Here is an 18303-nt window from a genome sequence, read left to right on the forward strand (position 1 = left end):
CAAAGATTACAGAGTACCGTGGTTAAAATTCGTCATTCTGGACAGCGACGAAGGAGCGTGATTCAGAATCTACTAGTTGAGAATGTAAGTGTTTAAGTTGTTAGCTTCATCCTTGCTATGAGTAGATTTCTGATGCCGCTATGGCTCCTCGGAATGACAGGAAATGATGGTCAAAGATTACAGAGTACCGTGGTTAAAATTCGTCATTCTGGACAGCGACGAAGGAGCGTGATTCAGAATCTACTAGTCGAGCATGCAAGTGTTTACGTTGTTAGCTTCATCCTTGCTATGAGTAGATTCCTGATGTCGCTATGGCTCCTCGGAATGACGGAAAATGATGGTCAAAGATTATATAGCACTGAGGTTCAAATTCGTCATTCTGGACAGCGACGACGGAGCGTGATTCGGTTCCCCAAGAAGGAACCTAGGGTATTCCTTTACCCTAGGTCTCAATTTAATACTGGTCTTCAGACCAGCCATCACTATCGGACATATCGGGTGCGCCTGGGATGGTGTTTTCTTCATCTGCCCATTCACCAAAATCAATCATTTGGCATTGTTTACTGCAGAAAGGGCGATGAGGACTTTGTTCTCCCCATTCTACGTCGGCGCCACATTGTGGGCATTGAACGATGGTAACTTTAGACATAGTTGAGCGTCCCATTACTAATTGGTGTTAAAGGGTAGTATACCTAAACGAATTAAAGATGGCTTATTCAACGCGCTATTGCTGCTACGAAATTTTATCAAATATAAGCGCAATAAAGCGTTGAATTTTAGATTATGGAGGCGAGGCGTAGTGTCGTCTTAGCTGCAAACAGCAAGTTCAAATTCAATATCTTGTGTGCATGCTTGACCGTTTTCAAACGACATGAACTTGATCGCAAAGCGATTTTTATGACCTGAAATCATAGGATAAACGCCATATTCCATTGGGATGTGAAGTCTTAGAATGTTGGCTTCATCAGCGTCGCTTTGGAAGAAACCTGCACGACCGATTTGAGCTTTGAAATGTCCGGTCTCTCTAGTGAGCTTTAACCATAACGAAAGCGCATCAGATAAGGGCTTTAAGCTTGCTTGCCACTGTTGTGCATCACGCTTTTTACGTTCAATAGGTAGATGAAGCCAGTAGTGTAATGCTGGCAGATCAAAACAGCATGAACCACCCGGTAGATTAAAGCGTTGGCGGATAGAGCTTAAGAAGCGATCTTCTTTTAATGCTTGGCCAAAACGTTCAGCACCCATTAGTTGGCTATGAACGACATCTATCTCTTGTAGTAGGGTATTTAATGCGTCTTGATCGACACCATCAACATTTAGCCAATGGCGGTACGACAGCCGTTGCTTCTCAAGATCTTTAGCCAGTTCACTTTTCAGTTGGATTTGTTCGAAGATCTCAACCATATCGAATAACGCACGGAAAAACAGTTGATACTGATGATTTTCGCTAAACCCAGAGGCCAAGTGAGCCTGACGCAGCAGAGACTCCACTCTTAGATAAATACGAGTTTTCTCATTTAACGGATGTTCAAATTTGTGCGTGGTCATCGACATAAGCCTTTGTGAGTTTCGTTCCTATTTTCGCAGATTTTTCTTACACATGGCTAGGTACTTTTCGTGCAAATCTGTGATTTGAAGCAAAAGATCAGGGTCACTTGGATTATTCTTAACCACATCGTCTGCAAGCGCGAGCCTTTGCTCTCTTGATGCTTGAGAGGCAAGGATGGCGCGAACTTGATCTTCACTCACATTGTCTCGTTTCATCGTGCGAGATATCTGTGTATTCGGTTCTACATCGACGACAAGAATGCGATCACACAAACTATCTAGCTTGTTTTCTACGAGCAACGGCACCACAAGTAACGCATACTCTGAAGTGACTTGCTGCAAATCTTCGATCATCTTTTCACGAATTATCGGGTGCAACAGTGCATTGAGCCATGCTTTTTCATCTGAATTCGAAAAGATTTTTTCTCTCAGCTTTGCGCGATCTAAAGTTTGGTCTTCACGTACGATATCGTGACCAAAGTGTTCAATAATCGCGTTTAGGCCGGGAGTACCTGGCTCGACAACTTCTCTTGCTACAATGTCGGCATCGACGATATCGATTTTAAATTGTTGTTTGAACAGATTCGCGACGGTTGTTTTTCCACTAGCGATACCGCCTGTTAAACCAATAACCAAAGCCATTTACACTCCTAGAACTGAAGTAAAGTACCAGTTTAAAATCTGGTCGCCCCAAATTAAGCTTATCCAACCAGCAATTGCTAAGTAAGGACCGAAAGGGAAAGCTTTTTCAATTCCCTGCTTTTGCAAGCGTAGTTGAATGATGCCAAATACGATGCCAACCACAGAAGAAAGTAGAATGATCATCGGCAGTGACTGCCAACCTAGCCAAGCTCCTAGTGCCGCCAGTAGTTTAAAATCACCATACCCCATTCCTTCTTTACCAGTAAGTAGCTTAAAGCCCCAGTAAACGGACCAGAGACATAGGTAACCAGCAATAGCACCAATGACAGAATCTTGTAGAGTAACAGGACTTATTTCGACTAATGCTAAGGCAATGCCAGCCCAAGTTAATGGTAATGTTAATTGGTCAGGTAACAACATAGTATCGAGATCGATAAATGTTGCGGCGATTAAGATAAAAGTAAAAAAGAGTAGGGCAACGGTAAAGTAACTAAAACCAAAGTAATAAGCGATAAAGCCTGAACAGAACGCGGTGAGCAGTTCAATCAGTGGATAGCGTGCACTAATGGTTGCCTGACAGTTGTGACATTTGCCTTTTAAAAGCAGCCAGCTAATCACAGGAATGTTGTCGCGAATACGTATCGGTGTTGCGCATTTCTGGCAGGAGGAGCGTGGAACGCTCAAGGTCAGCACTTCTTTAGGAGGTTCTATTTTGTATTCAGGAAATGACTCGGCACATTCGCGTCGCCATTCTAGTTCCATGATTTTAGGTAGTCGATAAATAACCACATTGAGGAAGCTACCCACGATCAGACCGAAGATGGTGGCAAATACAACGAATAGCCAAGGGTAGTACTGGAATACTTCCATATTTGTCTCTTGAGCGATGAGTGAAATCAGCAAGATGCTGTTTTAAAGGAGTTAACAGCCCATTCTAGCCCAATACACTCATTAAGTTAAAGATTGGCAAGTACATTGCTGTCACTAATCCGCCAACAACGATACCTAAAAAAACGATAATTAGTGGCTCTAGAATTTTACTAAGGTTGTCGACGGTGTTATCGACTTCAAACTCGTAGATCGTTGCAACTTTATTGAGCATGTCGTCAAGTCGACCAGACTCTTCACCGATCATAACCATTTGTAACACCAATTCAGGGAACACATTACAGTTGCGCATGGCTACATACATTGGCATACCTGCGGCGGTATCACGGTAAACTTCTTCTATGGCGAGTTGATAGTGTAAGTTTCCTGAGGTTTTTGATGTGGTTTTTAAACTGGTTAGAATTGGAATACCCGCTGTAAAGCTTGTGGCGAGTGTTCGACTAAATTTGGCGATAGCGGCTTTTGATAATACAGGGCCCAGAACAGGAAATTTAAGCACAGAGCGGTTGAGCATTAAGCGAAAAGAATCTGAACGCTTAGAGAGGATTCTCGCCGAGGTGAATAAACTAATGGAGCCTAGTGCGATAAACGGACTCCAGTTTTGTGTCCAGGCGGAAAGATCTAACACTTGCCTGGTAAACCAAGGTAAGTCAGCACCAAAACCAACAAACATTTTTTCGAACTCGGGAATGACTTTGGTGAGCATGATAAACGACACGCCTAACGCTACTAGCACTACCATGGCTGGGTAAATCAGTGCTTTGATCACTTTCGCACGAAGCTGCTCATTTTTTTCTCGGTAGGTGGCTAAGCGCTCGAACACTTCCGCTAAGTTACCGGATTGCTCACCTGTTGCGATAAGGTCGGTATAGAGTGGGTCAAAGTGTTCACTTGCAGTGCGCATGGCTTTTGACATGGGCGTACCGGCTTCAACGGCGCGTGTCACGCTCATCAAAATGGATTTCATCTCTGCTTTTTTATTGTTTTCTGAGACCAATTTTAAAGCCTGAACTAACGGCACACCAGTTATCAACATCGTCGAAATCTGACGGGTGAACACCGTGATGTCTCTGCCTTTCACGCGATGGCTGAGTTTAGTGAGAAACGAGATACTGCTTTTCTTTAACTTCTTGATCTTGATGTGCTGTGCGTCTAGACGCTCGCGTACTTCAATTTCTGTCATCGCGAGGGTTTGTCCAGACGTCTTTTTGCCTGAACTGTTGATGCCTTTCCAGCGGAAGTTTTTAAGTTGTGGTGTAGTGCTTTTCATAGAGGTGACTGCTGATTAAAGGATTAAAAATAAAGTACGCGCTGTAGTTCACTAAAACTTGTGATCCCTTGTTTGAGTTTTTCTATGCCCGACATTTGTAACGTGCTCATACCATTTGCGATGGCGAGTTTTTCTAGTTCATGTACCGAGGCACCTTTAATAAGCGCTTCGGAAAGAAATTCATCAAAGCGCATCACTTCATAAATCCCCGTTCGGCCGGAATAACCATGGGTACACTCATTGCATCCATCGGGATTGGCTTTAAAAATGTTGTCGCTTGCTTGAATTCCGAGATGTTGTAGCTGAACGGTAAGCTCTTGTGATTGTTTGCAGTGCGAGCACAGTTTACGGGCTAAGCGCTGGGCAATAATCAAACTAAGAGATGAGGCCAAGTTAAAGCTTTCTACGCCCATGTTTGATAAACGAATAACCGTTTCAGCCGCAGAATTGGTATGTAAGGTTGAAAGTACTAAGTGACCGGTTTGCGATGCTTTTATGGCTATTTCCGCAGTGTCTAAGTCACGAATCTCACCGACCATTACCACATCGGGGTCTTGACGCAAGAAAGAGCGCAGTGCTTCGGCAAAACCAAAACCAATCTTAGGCTGAACTTGAACTTGGTTAATGCCCGATAAGTTAATTTCTACTGGGTCTTCTGCCGTGGAAATGTTGATTTCTGGCTTATTGAGGATACTCAGCCCAGTGTACAGAGATACGGTTTTTCCGCTCCCGGTTGGGCCTGTCATCAGAATCATGCCTTGTGGGCGACGCAGCGCATCCAAGTACAATTGTTTTTGTTGTTCGCTATAACCAAGCTTGTCGATATCCAATGATGCAGAGCTGCTGTCGAGCAGTCGTAGTACAATTTTCTCTCCAAATAGAGTAGGCAGCGTGGATACACGCATATCAATTGCGGTGTCTTGATTCAACTTGAGCTTAATACGCCCATCTTGTGGTAAACGTCGCTCTGCAATATCAAGTTTAGAGAGGATTTTGATACGAGCGGATAAGCGGCGACTTAAGTGGCTTGGTGGCTGCTGTGTTTCAATTAAGATGCCATCACAGCGTAGGCGCACGCGGTACATCTTTTCATAAGGTTCAAAGTGGATATCGGATGCGCCTTTGCGCACAGCGTCCAGCAGAATTTGGTTTATGTAACGGCTGACGGGCGACTCGTCTTGGCTCAAGTCTTCAATGTTGTCGATTTCATCTGCGCCCACATCAACCAGATTGGCTAACTCTTCTTGGTTGATCTCTTTTAACCCGGACTTCTCATGACTCAATGAACGACCATACAAGCGTCGAATTGCCGCGCTGAGTTGACTAAGTTCCCCCAAGACCAATTCAACCTGTAAACCAGTGGCAAAGCGAAAATCATCTTCTGCTTGTTGGTTGGTGGGGTCGGCAACGGCGAGTAATAACGTTGAAGACGTACGCTGGAGTGGGAGTGCGTTATGCCGTGTGATTAATTCACGTAGACCGAGTTGTTGACAAAGTGAGGCGTACTCATACTGAGATAACTCGGGCTGATTTAAACCAAAGAGAGAACTTAAGTGATCAGCGAGTTCGCTTGATGTAAATAATCCAGAACTGAGTAAAGCTTCCGGCATCGAAATGCCAGAAGCTTTGACTTGCTCAAGTAACGATTCTTCTTGGGAAAAGGTGAGTAATCCGACCTGACGAAGAATTGTTGAGAGGTTACTTTGCACGTATTATGCACCAGTGCATGTTTTAGGTAACAATTGTTCAACTGCAGGAATGTCTGATGTACAAGCCCATGCACCTGTATTTGAAGTTCTAGTAAGAACAACGGTATGGCCCGCAACAAGTGTACTAGCATCGTTTCCGGCTGCATCAAAAGTGAATGTTACAGTTCCCGCATCGACGTTCGTGGTATCCTGAGCAAATGCTACGGTACCTAAAGGCATTACAGGTACACCTAGCGCTGTTTCTTGGCCAGCAGCTGGGAATTGTCCTGTTTCTACAGTAAATGCTTCAACATTTGTTTTAGCTCCAGTCAGAGTTGCTAATACCGATGCCACTTCACTTTTCGCAACGTACTTTTGATATTGAGGAAGTGCAATTGCCGCTAAAACACCAATAACGGCCACCACAATCATTAATTCAATCAGAGTAAAACCCTGTTGTTTTTTCTGTTTACTGTTTTTCATTTTTAACCCTTTCCTAAAAATTAATAATGCTCTTGCATTGGCGAAAGATTATGGAGAGTTAAGGTGGGTTGAAAATGGGGAAGGGGTGGGCTCTCGAGTGAGATAAAACTCTTTGGTAGAAAGTTGCATATTGCATGCAGAGTTTTGCGAGTAGTACTATTTTTTTAATGGATAAAAAGAAAGGGCCTATTGGCCCTTTTTAATGATGAATCACTCACAACTCACTGAGTTGGTTGAAGTAATTTAGATTGTGTTGCTTTTATTATTTGAAGCGCATCGAAAGATCCATCGCTTTTAAATGCTTAGTCAACGCGCCTACCGAAATGTAATCGACACCGGTTTCTGCGTATTCTGCGATGGTCTCTAGCGTAATGTTGCCGGAGTTCTCTAAAGCGGCACGACCTGCGTTAATCGCTACGGCTTCACGCATCATTTCTTTTGTGAAGTTATCGAGCATGATGATGTCGGCACCAGCCTCTATCGCTTGTTTCAACTCTTCTAAGCTTTCCGTTTCTACTTCTACCGGTTTGCCTGGGTTAAGCTCTTTCGCTTTTTGGATGGCTTGAGTGATGCCACCACAAGCAATAATGTGGTTTTCTTTAATGAGGTAAGCGTCGAACACGCCGATGCGATGGTTAAAGCCACCACCACACGTCACGGCGTATTTTAGTGCGCTACGCAGACCAGGAATGGTTTTGCGTGTGTCTAGTAGACGACACTCAGTATGCGCGATTTTTTCAGCGTACTCTGCGGTAACTGTTGCGCAGCCAGACAACGTTTGGATGAAATTCATTGCGTTACGCTCACCAGTTAACAAGTCACGAGCAGGGCCTGTCAGCGTGCAAAGGGTTTGGTTAGGTTCGACTTTATCTCCGTCCTTTACGTGCCATTCAATGCTGACCTTGCCACCGAGCTGTTTAAAAACTTCATCAGCCCATGCTTGACCACAGAACACACCATGCTCACGAGTAATAATCGTTGCGGTATTAACCGCCTCGGCAGGGATCAAAGATGCAGTAATGTCGTTATCTGCGTCGACACTGCCACCTAGATCTTCTTTTAAGGTATCAGCGACAGAGCGAGTGATCTCTAAAGGGAGTTGTTGTTTAAGGTATTCTAAGCGTTCTTGAATGTTGTGTGTGTTCTTCATCGCAAATCTTGTCTTGAAAGGGAGATGGCAACGAATGATACTCTCCGGTGTCAATAATTTCAGCAGTTAATTTGCAAAGTAGAGAGGTTGATATGCGCCCAATTATCGAGAATGGCTGGCTGACACAAGCAAAGCATGTTCCGTCACCATTTTTTGATGCCCGCTCTGATATAAACGACATCTCTCTGCTGGTGGTACACAATATCAGTTTGCCTCCTGGGCAGTTTGGTGGACCATATATAGAGGACTTCTTCACTGGCAAGCTAGACCCAAGTGAACATCCATTTTTTGAAGTTATTCACAAAATGGGCGTTTCTGCACATTGCTTGATTAAGAGAAACGGCGAGGTTGTTCAATTTGTTTCTTTTCTCGATAGAGCATGGCATGCCGGTCAATCCAGTTTCGCGGGCAGGGAGCGTTGTAATGACTATTCCATTGGTATCGAGCTTGAAGGGACAGAATTTACTGCCTACACAGAAGCGCAATATCAATCACTTGCAGAGATAACTGAGGTGATTATGCAATCTTATCCTCAAATCACCCCGCCACGAATTACCGGTCATCAATATATTGCGCCCTTGAGAAAAAGCGATCCTGGTCTAAGCTTTGATTGGGTGAAATATAGACTGCTTATACAGCGTTGATTTGTAGCGAAAGTGTAAATTCAAAAAAGCGAAATAAATAAGGCATACGATCAGGTATGCCTTTTTTTGATACCAGAAATATTAATGATTGTTAAAAGTTAACTACATTTTTACGCTCGTACATGCCGTTTTGGTGAATAAATAGACTGATAATTTTGTCATTTTCTGTATTTCTTTTCCAAAACTGCTAGCACGTCGACTTCCCATTTGTATGCTTTATGTAATTGGTCATACCAATTCTATTGCTGTTTTAACAGTCGATTGTTATCAGAGTGTTGGAAGTAAGCTCGTTCTATGATTTAGGTCAATTTTCGGCTGGACAGTGGCGTTTTAATTATGTTAATTTCTGCACCAACTTAAAATTGGTATTACCAATTACCTGCAAGAGTAGAAGAACAATAAATTATGGCTTATCAAAGGATTCGTCAGCCAAAACTCTCTGATGTTATAGAACAAGAGTTAGAAAGGTTGATAGTGGAAGGAACATTGTCTCCGGGGCAACAACTGCCTCCAGAGCGTGAACTGGCAAAACAGTTCGATGTGTCTCGTCCTTCAGTCCGAGAAGCCATTCAACGCTTGGAAGCGAAGCGTTTGTTGACTCGTCGCCAAGGTGGCGGAACATTCGTAAGTGAGAATATCTGGAAGAGCTTTTCAGATCCCTTGTTGAATTTGTTGTCTAGTCATTCTGAAACCCAGCTTGATGTGCTTGAGTCTCGTCATGCGATGGAAGGAATTTCAGCCTACTTTGCAGCTTTACGTGGTACCGAAGAAGATTTTGCGCGTATTCAAGGTTGCCTTGAGCGCATTAGCCAAGAGCAAGCAAACAACGATATCGAAGCTGAATCTGCGGAAGTAATGCAATTTTTGATCGCTTTGACAGAGGCCGCGCACAACGTGGTTTTGTTGCACATTGTTCGAAGCTTAGCACCTTTGCTTGAGCAAAATATTCTACAAAATTTTAAATTACTACGTCGCCGCCCAGAAGCGGTCGAGAAAGTCAGTAAACACCGAGCCAATATCGTGGATGCGATTGTTTCTGGTCAGCCTGAAAAGGCGCGAGAAATGTCCCACTCGCACTTGGCTTACATCGAAGAAACATTGTTGGATTTGACTCGAGAAGAGTCTCGACGAGAGCGTTCTCTACGTCGAATTCAGCAGGGTAATGACTCGTAAGAGCGTTACTTAAATAAGTAGATCCAACCAACAGAAGGATAGATCGCCATGTCTGATATGAAGCATGACGTAGATGCACTGGAAACTCAAGAATGGCTACAAGCGCTTGAGTCAGTTGTACGTGAAGAAGGTCTAGAGCGTGCTCAATTCCTATTAGAGCAAGTTCTAGATAAAGCACGTCTAGACGGTGTTGATATGCCAACAGGTATCACAACTAACTACATCAACACGATTCCTGCAGACCAAGAACCAGCATACCCAGGTGACACAACACTTGAGCGTCGTATTCGCTCAATTATTCGTTGGAACGCTATCATGATCGTTCTACGTGCATCTAAGAAAGACCTAGAGCTAGGCGGCCACATGGCGTCTTTCCAGTCTTCTGCTGCGTTCTACGAGACATGTTTCAACCACTTCTTCCGTGCACCAAACGAGAAGGATGGTGGCGACCTAGTTTACTACCAAGGTCACATTTCACCAGGTATCTACTCACGTGCATTCGTTGAAGGTCGTCTAACTGAAGAGCAGCTAGACAACTTCCGTCAAGAAGTAGACGGCAAAGGTATTCCTTCATACCCGCACCCTAAACTGATGCCTGAATTCTGGCAGTTCCCGACAGTATCGATGGGCCTAGGTCCAATCGCTTCTATCTACCAAGCCCGTTTCCTTAAGTACCTAGAAGGCCGTGGTCTTAAAGATACTTCAGAGCAGCGCGTTTACGCGTTCCTAGGTGACGGTGAGATGGATGAGCCAGAATCACGTGGTGCTATCTCTTTTGCTGCGCGTGAGAAACTAGATAACCTATGCTTCCTAATCAACTGTAACCTACAGCGTCTAGATGGCCCTGTAATGGGTAACGGTAAGATCATTCAAGAACTTGAAGGTCTGTTCAAAGGTGCTGGTTGGAACGTAGTGAAAGTAATCTGGGGTAACAACTGGGATTCACTACTAGCTAAAGATACGACTGGTAAGCTTCTACAGCTTATGAATGAAACGATCGACGGCGACTACCAAACATTCAAATCAAAAGATGGCGCGTACGTACGTGAGCACTTCTTTGGTAAGTACCCAGAGACAGCTGCACTTGTTGCTGACATGACTGATGACGAAATCTTCGCACTTAAGCGTGGTGGTCACGAGTCTTCTAAGCTATACGCGGCATACAAAAACGCGGCAGAAACTAAAGGTCGTCCAACAGTAATCCTAGCTAAGACTGTTAAAGGTTACGGCATGGGTGAAGCGGCTGAAGGTAAGAACATCGCGCACCAAGTTAAGAAGATGGACATGACTCACGTACTACACCTACGTGATCGTCTAGGTCTTCAAGACATCCTAACTGACGAAGCAGTGAAAGAACTTCCGTACCTGAAACTTGAAGAAGGTTCAAAAGAGTACGAATACCTACACGCTCGTCGTAAAGCGCTACACGGCTACACGCCACAGCGTCTACCAAAATTCACTCAAGAATTCATCGTTCCTGAGCTAGAAGAATTCAAGCCACTACTAGAAGAACAGAAGCGTGATATATCTTCTACTATGGCATTCGTACGTGCACTAAACGTTCTACTTAAGAACAAGAACATTGGTAAGAACATCGTTCCTATCATTGCTGACGAAGCACGTACATTCGGTATGGAAGGTCTGTTCCGTCAAATCGGTATCTACAACCCGCACGGCCAAACATACACACCAGAAGACCGTGGCGTTGTTTCTTACTACAAAGAAGCGACTTCAGGTCAGGTTCTACAAGAAGGTATCAACGAGCTAGGTGCTATGTCTTCATGGGTTGCTGCTGCGACTTCATACTCGACAAACGACCTACCAATGATTCCGTTCTACATCTACTACTCAATGTTCGGCTTCCAACGTGTTGGCGACATGGCGTGGATGGCTGGTGACCAACAAGCACGTGGTTTCCTACTAGGTGCAACTGCGGGTCGTACAACGTTGAACGGTGAAGGTCTACAGCACGAAGACGGCCACTCGCACATTTTGGCGGGTACGGTTCCTAACTGTATTTCTTACGACCCAACGTTCGCGTACGAAGTAGCTGTAATCATGCAAGACGGTATCCGTCGCATGTACGGTCCAGAACAAGAAAACGTGTTCTACTACCTAACGCTAATGAACGAAAACTACGCAATGCCAGCAATGCCAGAAGGCGCTGAAGAAGGCATCCGTAAAGGTATCTACAAGCTAGAAACTTACACGGGCGACAAAGCGAAAGTTCAGCTAATGAGCTCTGGTACTATCATGAATGAAGTACGTAAAGCAGCTCAAATCCTAAGCGAAGATTACGGTGTTGCTTCTGATGTTTACTCTGTAACGTCATTCAACGAACTAACTCGCGATGGCCAAGATGCAGAGCGTTTCAACATGCTTCACCCAGAAGCGGAAGCGAAAGTACCTTACATCCAAACAGTAATGGGTACTGAACCTGCTATCGCAGCAACTGACTACATGAAGAACTACGCAGAGCAGGTTCGTGCATACATTCCTGCTGAGTCTTTCAAAGTTCTTGGTACTGATGGCTTCGGTCGTTCAGACAGCCGTGAAAACCTACGTCGTCACTTCGAAGTGAACGCAGGTTACGTAGTAGTAGCAGCGCTAACTGAACTAGCGAAACGTGGCGAAGTTGAGAAATCTGTAGTTGCAGAAGCAATTAAGAAATTCGACATCGACACAGAGAAAACAAACCCGCTATACGCTTAATTAAGAAGGTAGATAAGAAATGGCAATCGAAATTAATGTACCAGACATCGGTGCGGATGAGGTTGAAGTTACTGAGATTCTTGTAAGCGTTGGCGACAAGGTTGAAGAAGAGCAGTCTCTGATCACAGTTGAAGGCGATAAAGCTTCTATGGAAGTTCCTGCTTCTCAAGCGGGTATCGTTAAAGAAATCAAAGTTGCAGAAGGCGACAAGGTTTCTACTGGTTCTCTAATCATGATTTTCGAAGCCGAGGGTGCAGCTGACGCTGCACCTGCTCCTGCGGCAGAAGCAGCTCCAGCAGCAGCTCCAGCTCCAGCAGCAGCGGCAGAACTAAAAGAAGTTCACGTACCAGACATCGGTGGTGATGAAGTAGAAGTTACTGAAATCATGGTTGCCGTTGGCGACAGCATCGAAGAAGAGCAATCTCTTCTAACTGTTGAAGGCGACAAAGCTTCTATGGAAGTTCCAGCGCCATTCGCAGGTACTCTAAAAGAGATCAAAGTTGCAGCAGGCGATAAAGTATCGACTGGCTCACTTATCATGGTATTCGAAACAGCAGGTTCAGGCGCTCCAGCAGCACCAGTGGCAGCTGAAGCTCCTGCGGCAGCAGCTCCAGCAGCGTCTGCGGCAAAAGAAGTGAACGTTCCAGATATCGGCGGCGACGAAGTTGAAGTTACTGAGATCATGGTTGCGGTTGGCGACACAGTGGAAGAAGAGCAATCTCTAATCACTGTTGAAGGTGACAAAGCTTCTATGGAAGTTCCTGCACCATTCGCTGGCACAGTTAAAGAAATCAAGATTGCAGCTGGCGACAAAGTGTCTACTGGCTCACTAATCATGGTATTCGAAGTGGCGGGCGCAGCACCTGCTCCTGCAGCAGCTCCAGCTCCAGCTCAAGCGGCAGCACCTGCAGCTCCGGCTCCTAAAGCAGAAGCTCCTAAAGCAGAAGCTCCAGCGGCAGCAGCTCCAGCAGCGACTGGCGATTTCAAAGAAAACGATGAGTACGCTCACGCGTCTCCAGTTGTTCGTCGTCTAGCGCGTGAATTTGGCGTTAATCTTTCTAAGGTTAAAGGTTCTGGTCGTAAGAGCCGTATCCTAAAAGAAGACGTTCAAGCTTACGTGAAAGATGCACTTAAGCGTCTTGAGTCTGGCGCAGGTGCAGCAGCATCTGGCAAAGGCGACGGCGCGGCTCTTGGTCTACTACCATGGCCAAAAGTGGACTTCAGCAAGTTTGGTGAGACAGAAGTTCAACCGCTATCTCGCATTAAGAAGATCTCTGGCGCAAACCTACACCGTAACTGGGTAATGATCCCGCACGTTACACAGTGGGATAACGCAGACATCACGGCTCTTGAAGCATTCCGTAAAGAGCAAAACGCGATTGAAGCGAAGAAAGACACTGGCATGAAGATCACACCACTTGTGTTCATCATGAAAGCGGTAGCTAAAGCGCTTGAAGCCTTCCCAGCGTTCAACTCTTCTCTATCAGAAGACGGTGAGAGCCTAATTCTGAAGAAATACGTGAATGTTGGTATCGCGGTAGATACACCAAACGGTCTAGTTGTTCCTGTATTTAAAGACGTGAACAAGAAAGGCATCTACGAGCTATCTGAAGAGCTAATGGCGGTTTCTAAGAAAGCACGTGCAGGCAAGCTAACAGCTGCTGACATGCAAGGTGGCTGTTTCACTATCTCTAGCCTAGGCGGTATCGGCGGTACGGCGTTTACTCCAATCGTAAACGCGCCAGAAGTTGGTATCCTAGGTGTGTCTAAGTCAGAAATGAAACCGGTATGGAACGGTAAAGAGTTCGAACCGCGTCTACAACTTCCACTGTCTCTATCATACGACCACCGTGTGATCGATGGTGCTGAAGGTGCGCGCTTCATCACTTACCTAAACTCATGTCTATCTGACATTCGTCGTCTAGTTCTGTAATAGAAATTAGATGAATGAGAGGCGGCAACTTAGCCGCCTCTGCTAATCATAATTACCGACAATTTGGTTATCAGCCTTGCTTCGTTCAGGGTTTTCACAATCGAATTGTTGTCTAGCTCACAGGCTAAATTGATTTACTTTTCACACCATTAACATCTCTGTAAACTGTTAGCGGTCTGAAAATAACTGTTTAAAACAAATCTCTCTTAAACATAAAAAATCGATACCCACTCAGCCTGTTAGGGATAATGACTACAAGAGGTCAAAATGAGCAAAGAAATTAAAGCCCAAGTTGTTGTACTTGGTTCTGGTCCTGCTGGTTACTCCGCTGCATTCCGTTGTGCGGACTTAGGTCTTGAAACTGTACTAGTTGAACGTTACAGCACGCTTGGCGGTGTATGTCTGAACGTGGGTTGTATCCCATCTAAAGCACTGCTTCACGTTTCTAAAGTAATTGAAGAAGCGAAAGCGATGGCTGACCACGGCGTTGTGTTCGGTGAGCCTCAAACAGACATCAGCAAAATCCGCATCTGGAAAGAAAAAGTTGTTAACCAACTAACTGGCGGCCTAAGCGGTATGGCTAAGATGCGTAACGTAACAGTAGTTAACGGTTACGGTAAGTTCACTGGCCCTAACTCTATCCTTGTAGAAGGTGAAGGTGAGCCAACAGTTGTTAACTTTGACAACGCAATCGTTGCGGCTGGTTCTCGTCCAATCAAACTGCCATTTATCCCGCATGAAGACCCACGTATTTGGGACTCTACTGACGCTCTAGAACTAAAAGAAGTGCCAGAAAAACTGCTTATCATGGGCGGTGGTATCATCGGTCTAGAAATGGGTACGGTTTACCACTCTCTAGGTTCTAAAGTTGAAGTTGTTGAAATGTTTGACCAGGTAATTCCTGCAGCAGACAAAGATATCGTGAAAGTATTTACTAAGCGTATCAAAGACAAGTTCAAGCTAATGCTAGAAACGAAAGTAACAGCAGTTGAAGCAAAAGAAGACGGTATCTACGTTTCAATGGAAGGCAAGAAAGCGCCAGCTGAAGCTGAGCGTTACGATGCGGTTCTAGTTGCTATCGGTCGTGTACCAAATGGTAAGCTAATCGACGGTGAAAAAGCGGGTCTAGAAATTGACGAGCGCGGCTTCATCAACGTTGATAAGCAAATGCGTACTAACGTTCCTCACATCTTCGCGATCGGTGATATCGTTGGTCAACCAATGCTTGCTCACAAAGGTGTGCATGAAGGTCACGTAGCTGCTGAAGTTATCTCTGGTAAGAAGCACTACTTCGACCCTAAAGTTATCCCTTCAATTGCGTACACTGAGCCAGAAGTGGCTTGGGTTGGTAAGACTGAAAAAGAAGCGAAAGAAGAAGGCATCAAGTACGAAGTAGCAACATTCCCATGGGCAGCATCAGGTCGTGCAATCGCATCTGACTGTGCAGACGGTATGACTAAGCTAATCTTCGACAAAGAAACTCACCGCGTAATCGGTGGTGCTATTGTTGGTACTAACGGTGGTGAACTACTTGGTGAAATCGGCCTTGCAATTGAGATGGGCTGTGATGCAGAAGATATCGCTCTGACTATCCACGCTCACCCAACTCTACACGAGTCTGTAGGTCTAGCTGCTGAAGTATTTGAAGGTTCAATCACTGACCTTCCAAACAAAAAAGCAGTTAAGAAGAAGTAAGCTTTTTCTGACTGAATGATAGAAGCCGCTGCATTGCAGCGGTTTTTTTATGCTTGTTACATAGGAATATAAATGTGTGCTTAGCTGACAGCAGACAATAAAAAGCCCACCAAACGGTGGGCTGACATATATTACTAGTTAAGCTTTAGTGTTCACGGTTGTAAATGCAAAGCATATCTAAGTATGAATTCACTAGATGTTTCAGTTCCGCTTCACCTTTAGCGCGGTTCGCTTGGACAAACAGTGAGTAACAAATACCGTGGAACAGGTTTGCCAAGTGTTCTGAATCGTGCTGGTCACACACCTCACCGCGTTCAATTGCTTTAATGAACATGTTTTGTACCAGCAACTGGTTAGTACGGTTAGTTGAAACAAACAATGGCCATACTTCATCACGTGTTGAAGCACTCCACTCGAACCATACTTTTAGCCAGTGACAGTCTTGGCTGACAAGCTCGATCATCGCATTCGTAATATTGGCGATGTTTTCACGTGCATGTAAGTCTAGGTCTATGTTATCCGATAGGAAGTTTGAGAACTGACGTACGACGTGATTGAGAACTTCATCCACCAAGTCTTCGCGTGTAGGGAAGTAGTTAAAAACAGTCGCCACAGAAACTTGAGCAATTTCTGCGATATCTGCGTGACCACCACGACCGATGCCGCGGCGCGCAAATACTTCCAATGCGATTTCCATTAACTGTTGCTTACGCTTAATTGGAGAAAGCCTAGTTCTAGGTCTCTTTGCAATTGAGTCCATATCCATTTTCCTTGCCATTTGAGTTGATATTGGGGGTAACCCCCTAATTGATTATTTTAATAGTTGCTTAAAGCAGTGATGAGTGTAATGGTGCATATGCACAAGGTCAACATCTGTAGAACAATTTATATACAGTAATGTCATTATTATTGATAAATTTAGCTATGAACTTTATAAAACTAAGACCTTCTTCCAAGATTTTTTGGCAACAGGATGCGACTTTCAACCCAATGAACGTGGTGATACACTACACGCCGTAAGATTAGGTGATCGTTTGCGTGCGACTTACCTCAACCCACAAATTTAGATTGAGCACAGTATGAAACATACAATAGAAGTCATGATTTCTGAGCAAGAAGTTCAGGAGCGAGTTCGTGAATTAGGCAAACAAATTACAGAGCGTTATCAAGGTAGTGAAGATCTTGTGTTGGTAGGCTTATTGCGAGGCTCATTTGTATTTATGGCAGACTTGGCACGTGCTATCGAACTGACTCACCAAGTTGATTTTATGACTGCGTCAAGCTACGGCAATACGATGGAAAGCTCACGTGACGTTCGTATCTTGAAAGATTTGGATGATGACATCAAAGGTAAAGATATTCTGCTTGTTGAAGACATCATTGACACTGGTAACACACTAAATAAAATCCGTGAGATTCTTTCGCTACGTGAGCCGAAGTCTATCGCGATTTGTACGCTCCTAGATAAACCATCTCGTCGTGAAGTGAATGTTCCTGTGGATTGGATTGGTTTCGAAATCCCAGATGAGTTTGTCGTTGGTGTGGGTATTGATTACGCGCAGAAATACCGCCACTTACCATACATCGGTAAAGTTGTACCTCAAGAATAATCATTGAGAGCAGCATTAAAAATATAAAAAAAACGCCCATCTAAGATGGGCGTTTTTTGTTCAACTTTTAGATATGACTTAGCGACAAAGCAGCTTGTTATCTGTATTTAGAATCGTCGAAAGAGCTTTCTGGTAAGACGCTTCTACGGTTTCCTTAGAGTTAGAACGAATGCCTAAGTACTCTAAGCGACCATCTTCAATTCCGTATACCACACCATGAATTTCAACATCTTGTCCACGCTCCCAAGCGTTTTGCAGGATGGTTGAGTTACCCAAGTTGTACACTTGCTCTGCAACATTAAGCTCGCCTAGTTTATCCGCTCGATCTTGTTGCGGCATTTGATCTAGGTAAGTGCGGTGTTTGAAATAGATATCTCTGATATGTAACAGCCAATTATTAATAAGACCTAGCTTAGGGTTATCAATGGCTGCATTTACGCCACCACATCCATAGTGTCCACAGACAATGATGTGTTTAACCTTAAGAACGTCTACGGCGTACTGGACGACGGATAGACAGTTGAGATCTGTATGGATAACTTGGTTTGCAACATTCCGATGAACAAAGAGTTCACCTGAGTATAGTCCGGTTAGTCGCTCGGCAGGGACGCGGCTATCAGAGCAGCCAATCCAAAGAAAATCAGGCTTTTGCCCCTCAGCGAGTTTTGCGAAGTATTCAGGTCGATCAGATTTGATCTCTTGAGACCATTTCGAATTGTTTTCAAATAACTGTTTTATTTCCGGCATTTTGCAAACTACTTCCCTTAAAAGACAAAATCGCTGCCGCTGTTTGTGTGCACATGCAAGCGATCAGTGTTGTAACTATACACAATGTTACAATTTCGATCTCGTTAAATATTCGTCAGA

Annotated in this window: 16 protein-coding genes; 6 read left to right on the plus strand and 10 right to left on the minus strand. The window is 44.5% G+C overall.

Annotation, left to right across the window (positions count from 1 at the left end; translation table 11 throughout):
* Positions 1-454: 454 nt before the first annotated feature.
* The 8 genes from yacG to nadC all read right to left on the minus strand — a co-directional run bounded on the left by yacG (position 455) and on the right by nadC (position 7669).
* Positions 455-649, minus strand: a complete 195-nt coding sequence (gene yacG / locus R7093_RS09800) for a DNA gyrase inhibitor YacG (RefSeq protein WP_017635922.1) — start codon at positions 647-649, stop codon at positions 455-457.
* Positions 650-807: 158 nt separating this feature from the next.
* A complete protein-coding gene (zapD, locus tag R7093_RS09805) occupies positions 808-1548 on the minus strand; it encodes a cell division protein ZapD (RefSeq protein WP_005373086.1) in 741 nt (246 codons plus the stop codon).
* A 27-nt stretch (positions 1549-1575) separates the two neighbouring features.
* A complete protein-coding gene (gene coaE / locus R7093_RS09810; RefSeq protein ID WP_047102660.1) occupies positions 1576-2190 on the minus strand; it encodes a dephospho-CoA kinase in 615 nt (204 codons plus the stop codon).
* Positions 2191-3060: a prepilin peptidase gene (locus R7093_RS09815; protein WP_017635919.1), complete on the minus strand. Its 870-nt coding sequence runs from the start codon at positions 3058-3060 to the stop codon at positions 2191-2193.
* A gap of 64 nt (positions 3061-3124) precedes the next feature.
* A complete protein-coding gene (locus tag R7093_RS09820) occupies positions 3125-4348 on the minus strand; it encodes a type II secretion system F family protein (RefSeq protein WP_047102659.1) in 1224 nt (407 codons plus the stop codon).
* Between the two features lie 23 nt (positions 4349-4371).
* Positions 4372-6057, minus strand: a complete 1686-nt coding sequence (pilB, locus tag R7093_RS09825; RefSeq protein WP_047102658.1) for a type IV-A pilus assembly ATPase PilB — start codon at positions 6055-6057, stop codon at positions 4372-4374.
* A gap of 3 nt (positions 6058-6060) precedes the next feature.
* Entirely contained in the window at positions 6061-6519 is a 459-nt protein-coding gene (locus R7093_RS09830; RefSeq protein ID WP_047102657.1) for a pilin, read from the minus strand.
* A gap of 262 nt (positions 6520-6781) precedes the next feature.
* Positions 6782-7669 carry a carboxylating nicotinate-nucleotide diphosphorylase gene (gene nadC, locus R7093_RS09835; protein ID WP_047102656.1) on the minus strand — a complete coding sequence of 296 codons (888 nt, stop codon included), beginning with the start codon at positions 7667-7669 and terminating at the stop codon, positions 6782-6784.
* A gap of 92 nt (positions 7670-7761) precedes the next feature.
* On the opposite strand from nadC, the gene ampD reads away from it, so the two are divergent.
* From ampD to lpdA, 5 genes are all read left to right on the plus strand, one after another.
* Positions 7762-8313: a 1,6-anhydro-N-acetylmuramyl-L-alanine amidase AmpD gene (gene ampD, locus R7093_RS09840; RefSeq protein ID WP_025768186.1), complete on the plus strand. Its 552-nt coding sequence runs from the start codon at positions 7762-7764 to the stop codon at positions 8311-8313.
* A 405-nt stretch (positions 8314-8718) separates the two neighbouring features.
* Positions 8719-9486, plus strand: coding sequence for a pyruvate dehydrogenase complex transcriptional repressor PdhR (gene pdhR / locus R7093_RS09845; protein WP_005379989.1), 768 nt, complete (start codon positions 8719-8721; stop codon positions 9484-9486).
* A 48-nt stretch (positions 9487-9534) separates the two neighbouring features.
* Positions 9535-12198 carry a pyruvate dehydrogenase (acetyl-transferring), homodimeric type gene (gene aceE / locus R7093_RS09850; protein WP_005386612.1) on the plus strand — a complete coding sequence of 888 codons (2664 nt, stop codon included), beginning with the start codon at positions 9535-9537 and terminating at the stop codon, positions 12196-12198.
* 19 nt (positions 12199-12217) lie between these two features.
* Positions 12218-14131 (plus strand): pyruvate dehydrogenase complex dihydrolipoyllysine-residue acetyltransferase, encoded by a 1914-nt coding sequence (gene aceF, locus R7093_RS09855; RefSeq protein WP_318146638.1) that lies wholly within the window; start codon positions 12218-12220, stop codon positions 14129-14131.
* Positions 14132-14398: 267 nt separating this feature from the next.
* Positions 14399-15826: a dihydrolipoyl dehydrogenase gene (gene lpdA / locus R7093_RS09860; RefSeq protein ID WP_005379993.1), complete on the plus strand. Its 1428-nt coding sequence runs from the start codon at positions 14399-14401 to the stop codon at positions 15824-15826.
* 145 nt (positions 15827-15971) lie between these two features.
* Here lpdA and opaR read toward each other — a convergent pair whose 3' ends face one another.
* Positions 15972-16586, minus strand: coding sequence for a transcriptional regulator OpaR (opaR, locus tag R7093_RS09865; RefSeq protein ID WP_005379994.1), 615 nt, complete (start codon positions 16584-16586; stop codon positions 15972-15974).
* A gap of 319 nt (positions 16587-16905) precedes the next feature.
* Between opaR and hpt the strand changes: the two genes are divergently transcribed.
* On the plus strand, positions 16906-17436 hold the full coding sequence (hpt, locus tag R7093_RS09870) for a hypoxanthine phosphoribosyltransferase (protein ID WP_005379995.1): 531 nt from the start codon (positions 16906-16908) through the stop codon (positions 17434-17436).
* 78 nt (positions 17437-17514) lie between these two features.
* Here hpt and can read toward each other — a convergent pair whose 3' ends face one another.
* The gene (can, locus tag R7093_RS09875; protein ID WP_005379996.1) at positions 17515-18183 is read right to left on the minus strand and encodes a carbonate dehydratase; all 669 of its coding nucleotides are present in this window, start codon (positions 18181-18183) and stop codon (positions 17515-17517) included.
* Positions 18184-18303 lie beyond the last annotated feature (120 nt).

It is taken from the genome of Vibrio sp. 1580, assembly GCF_033340055.1.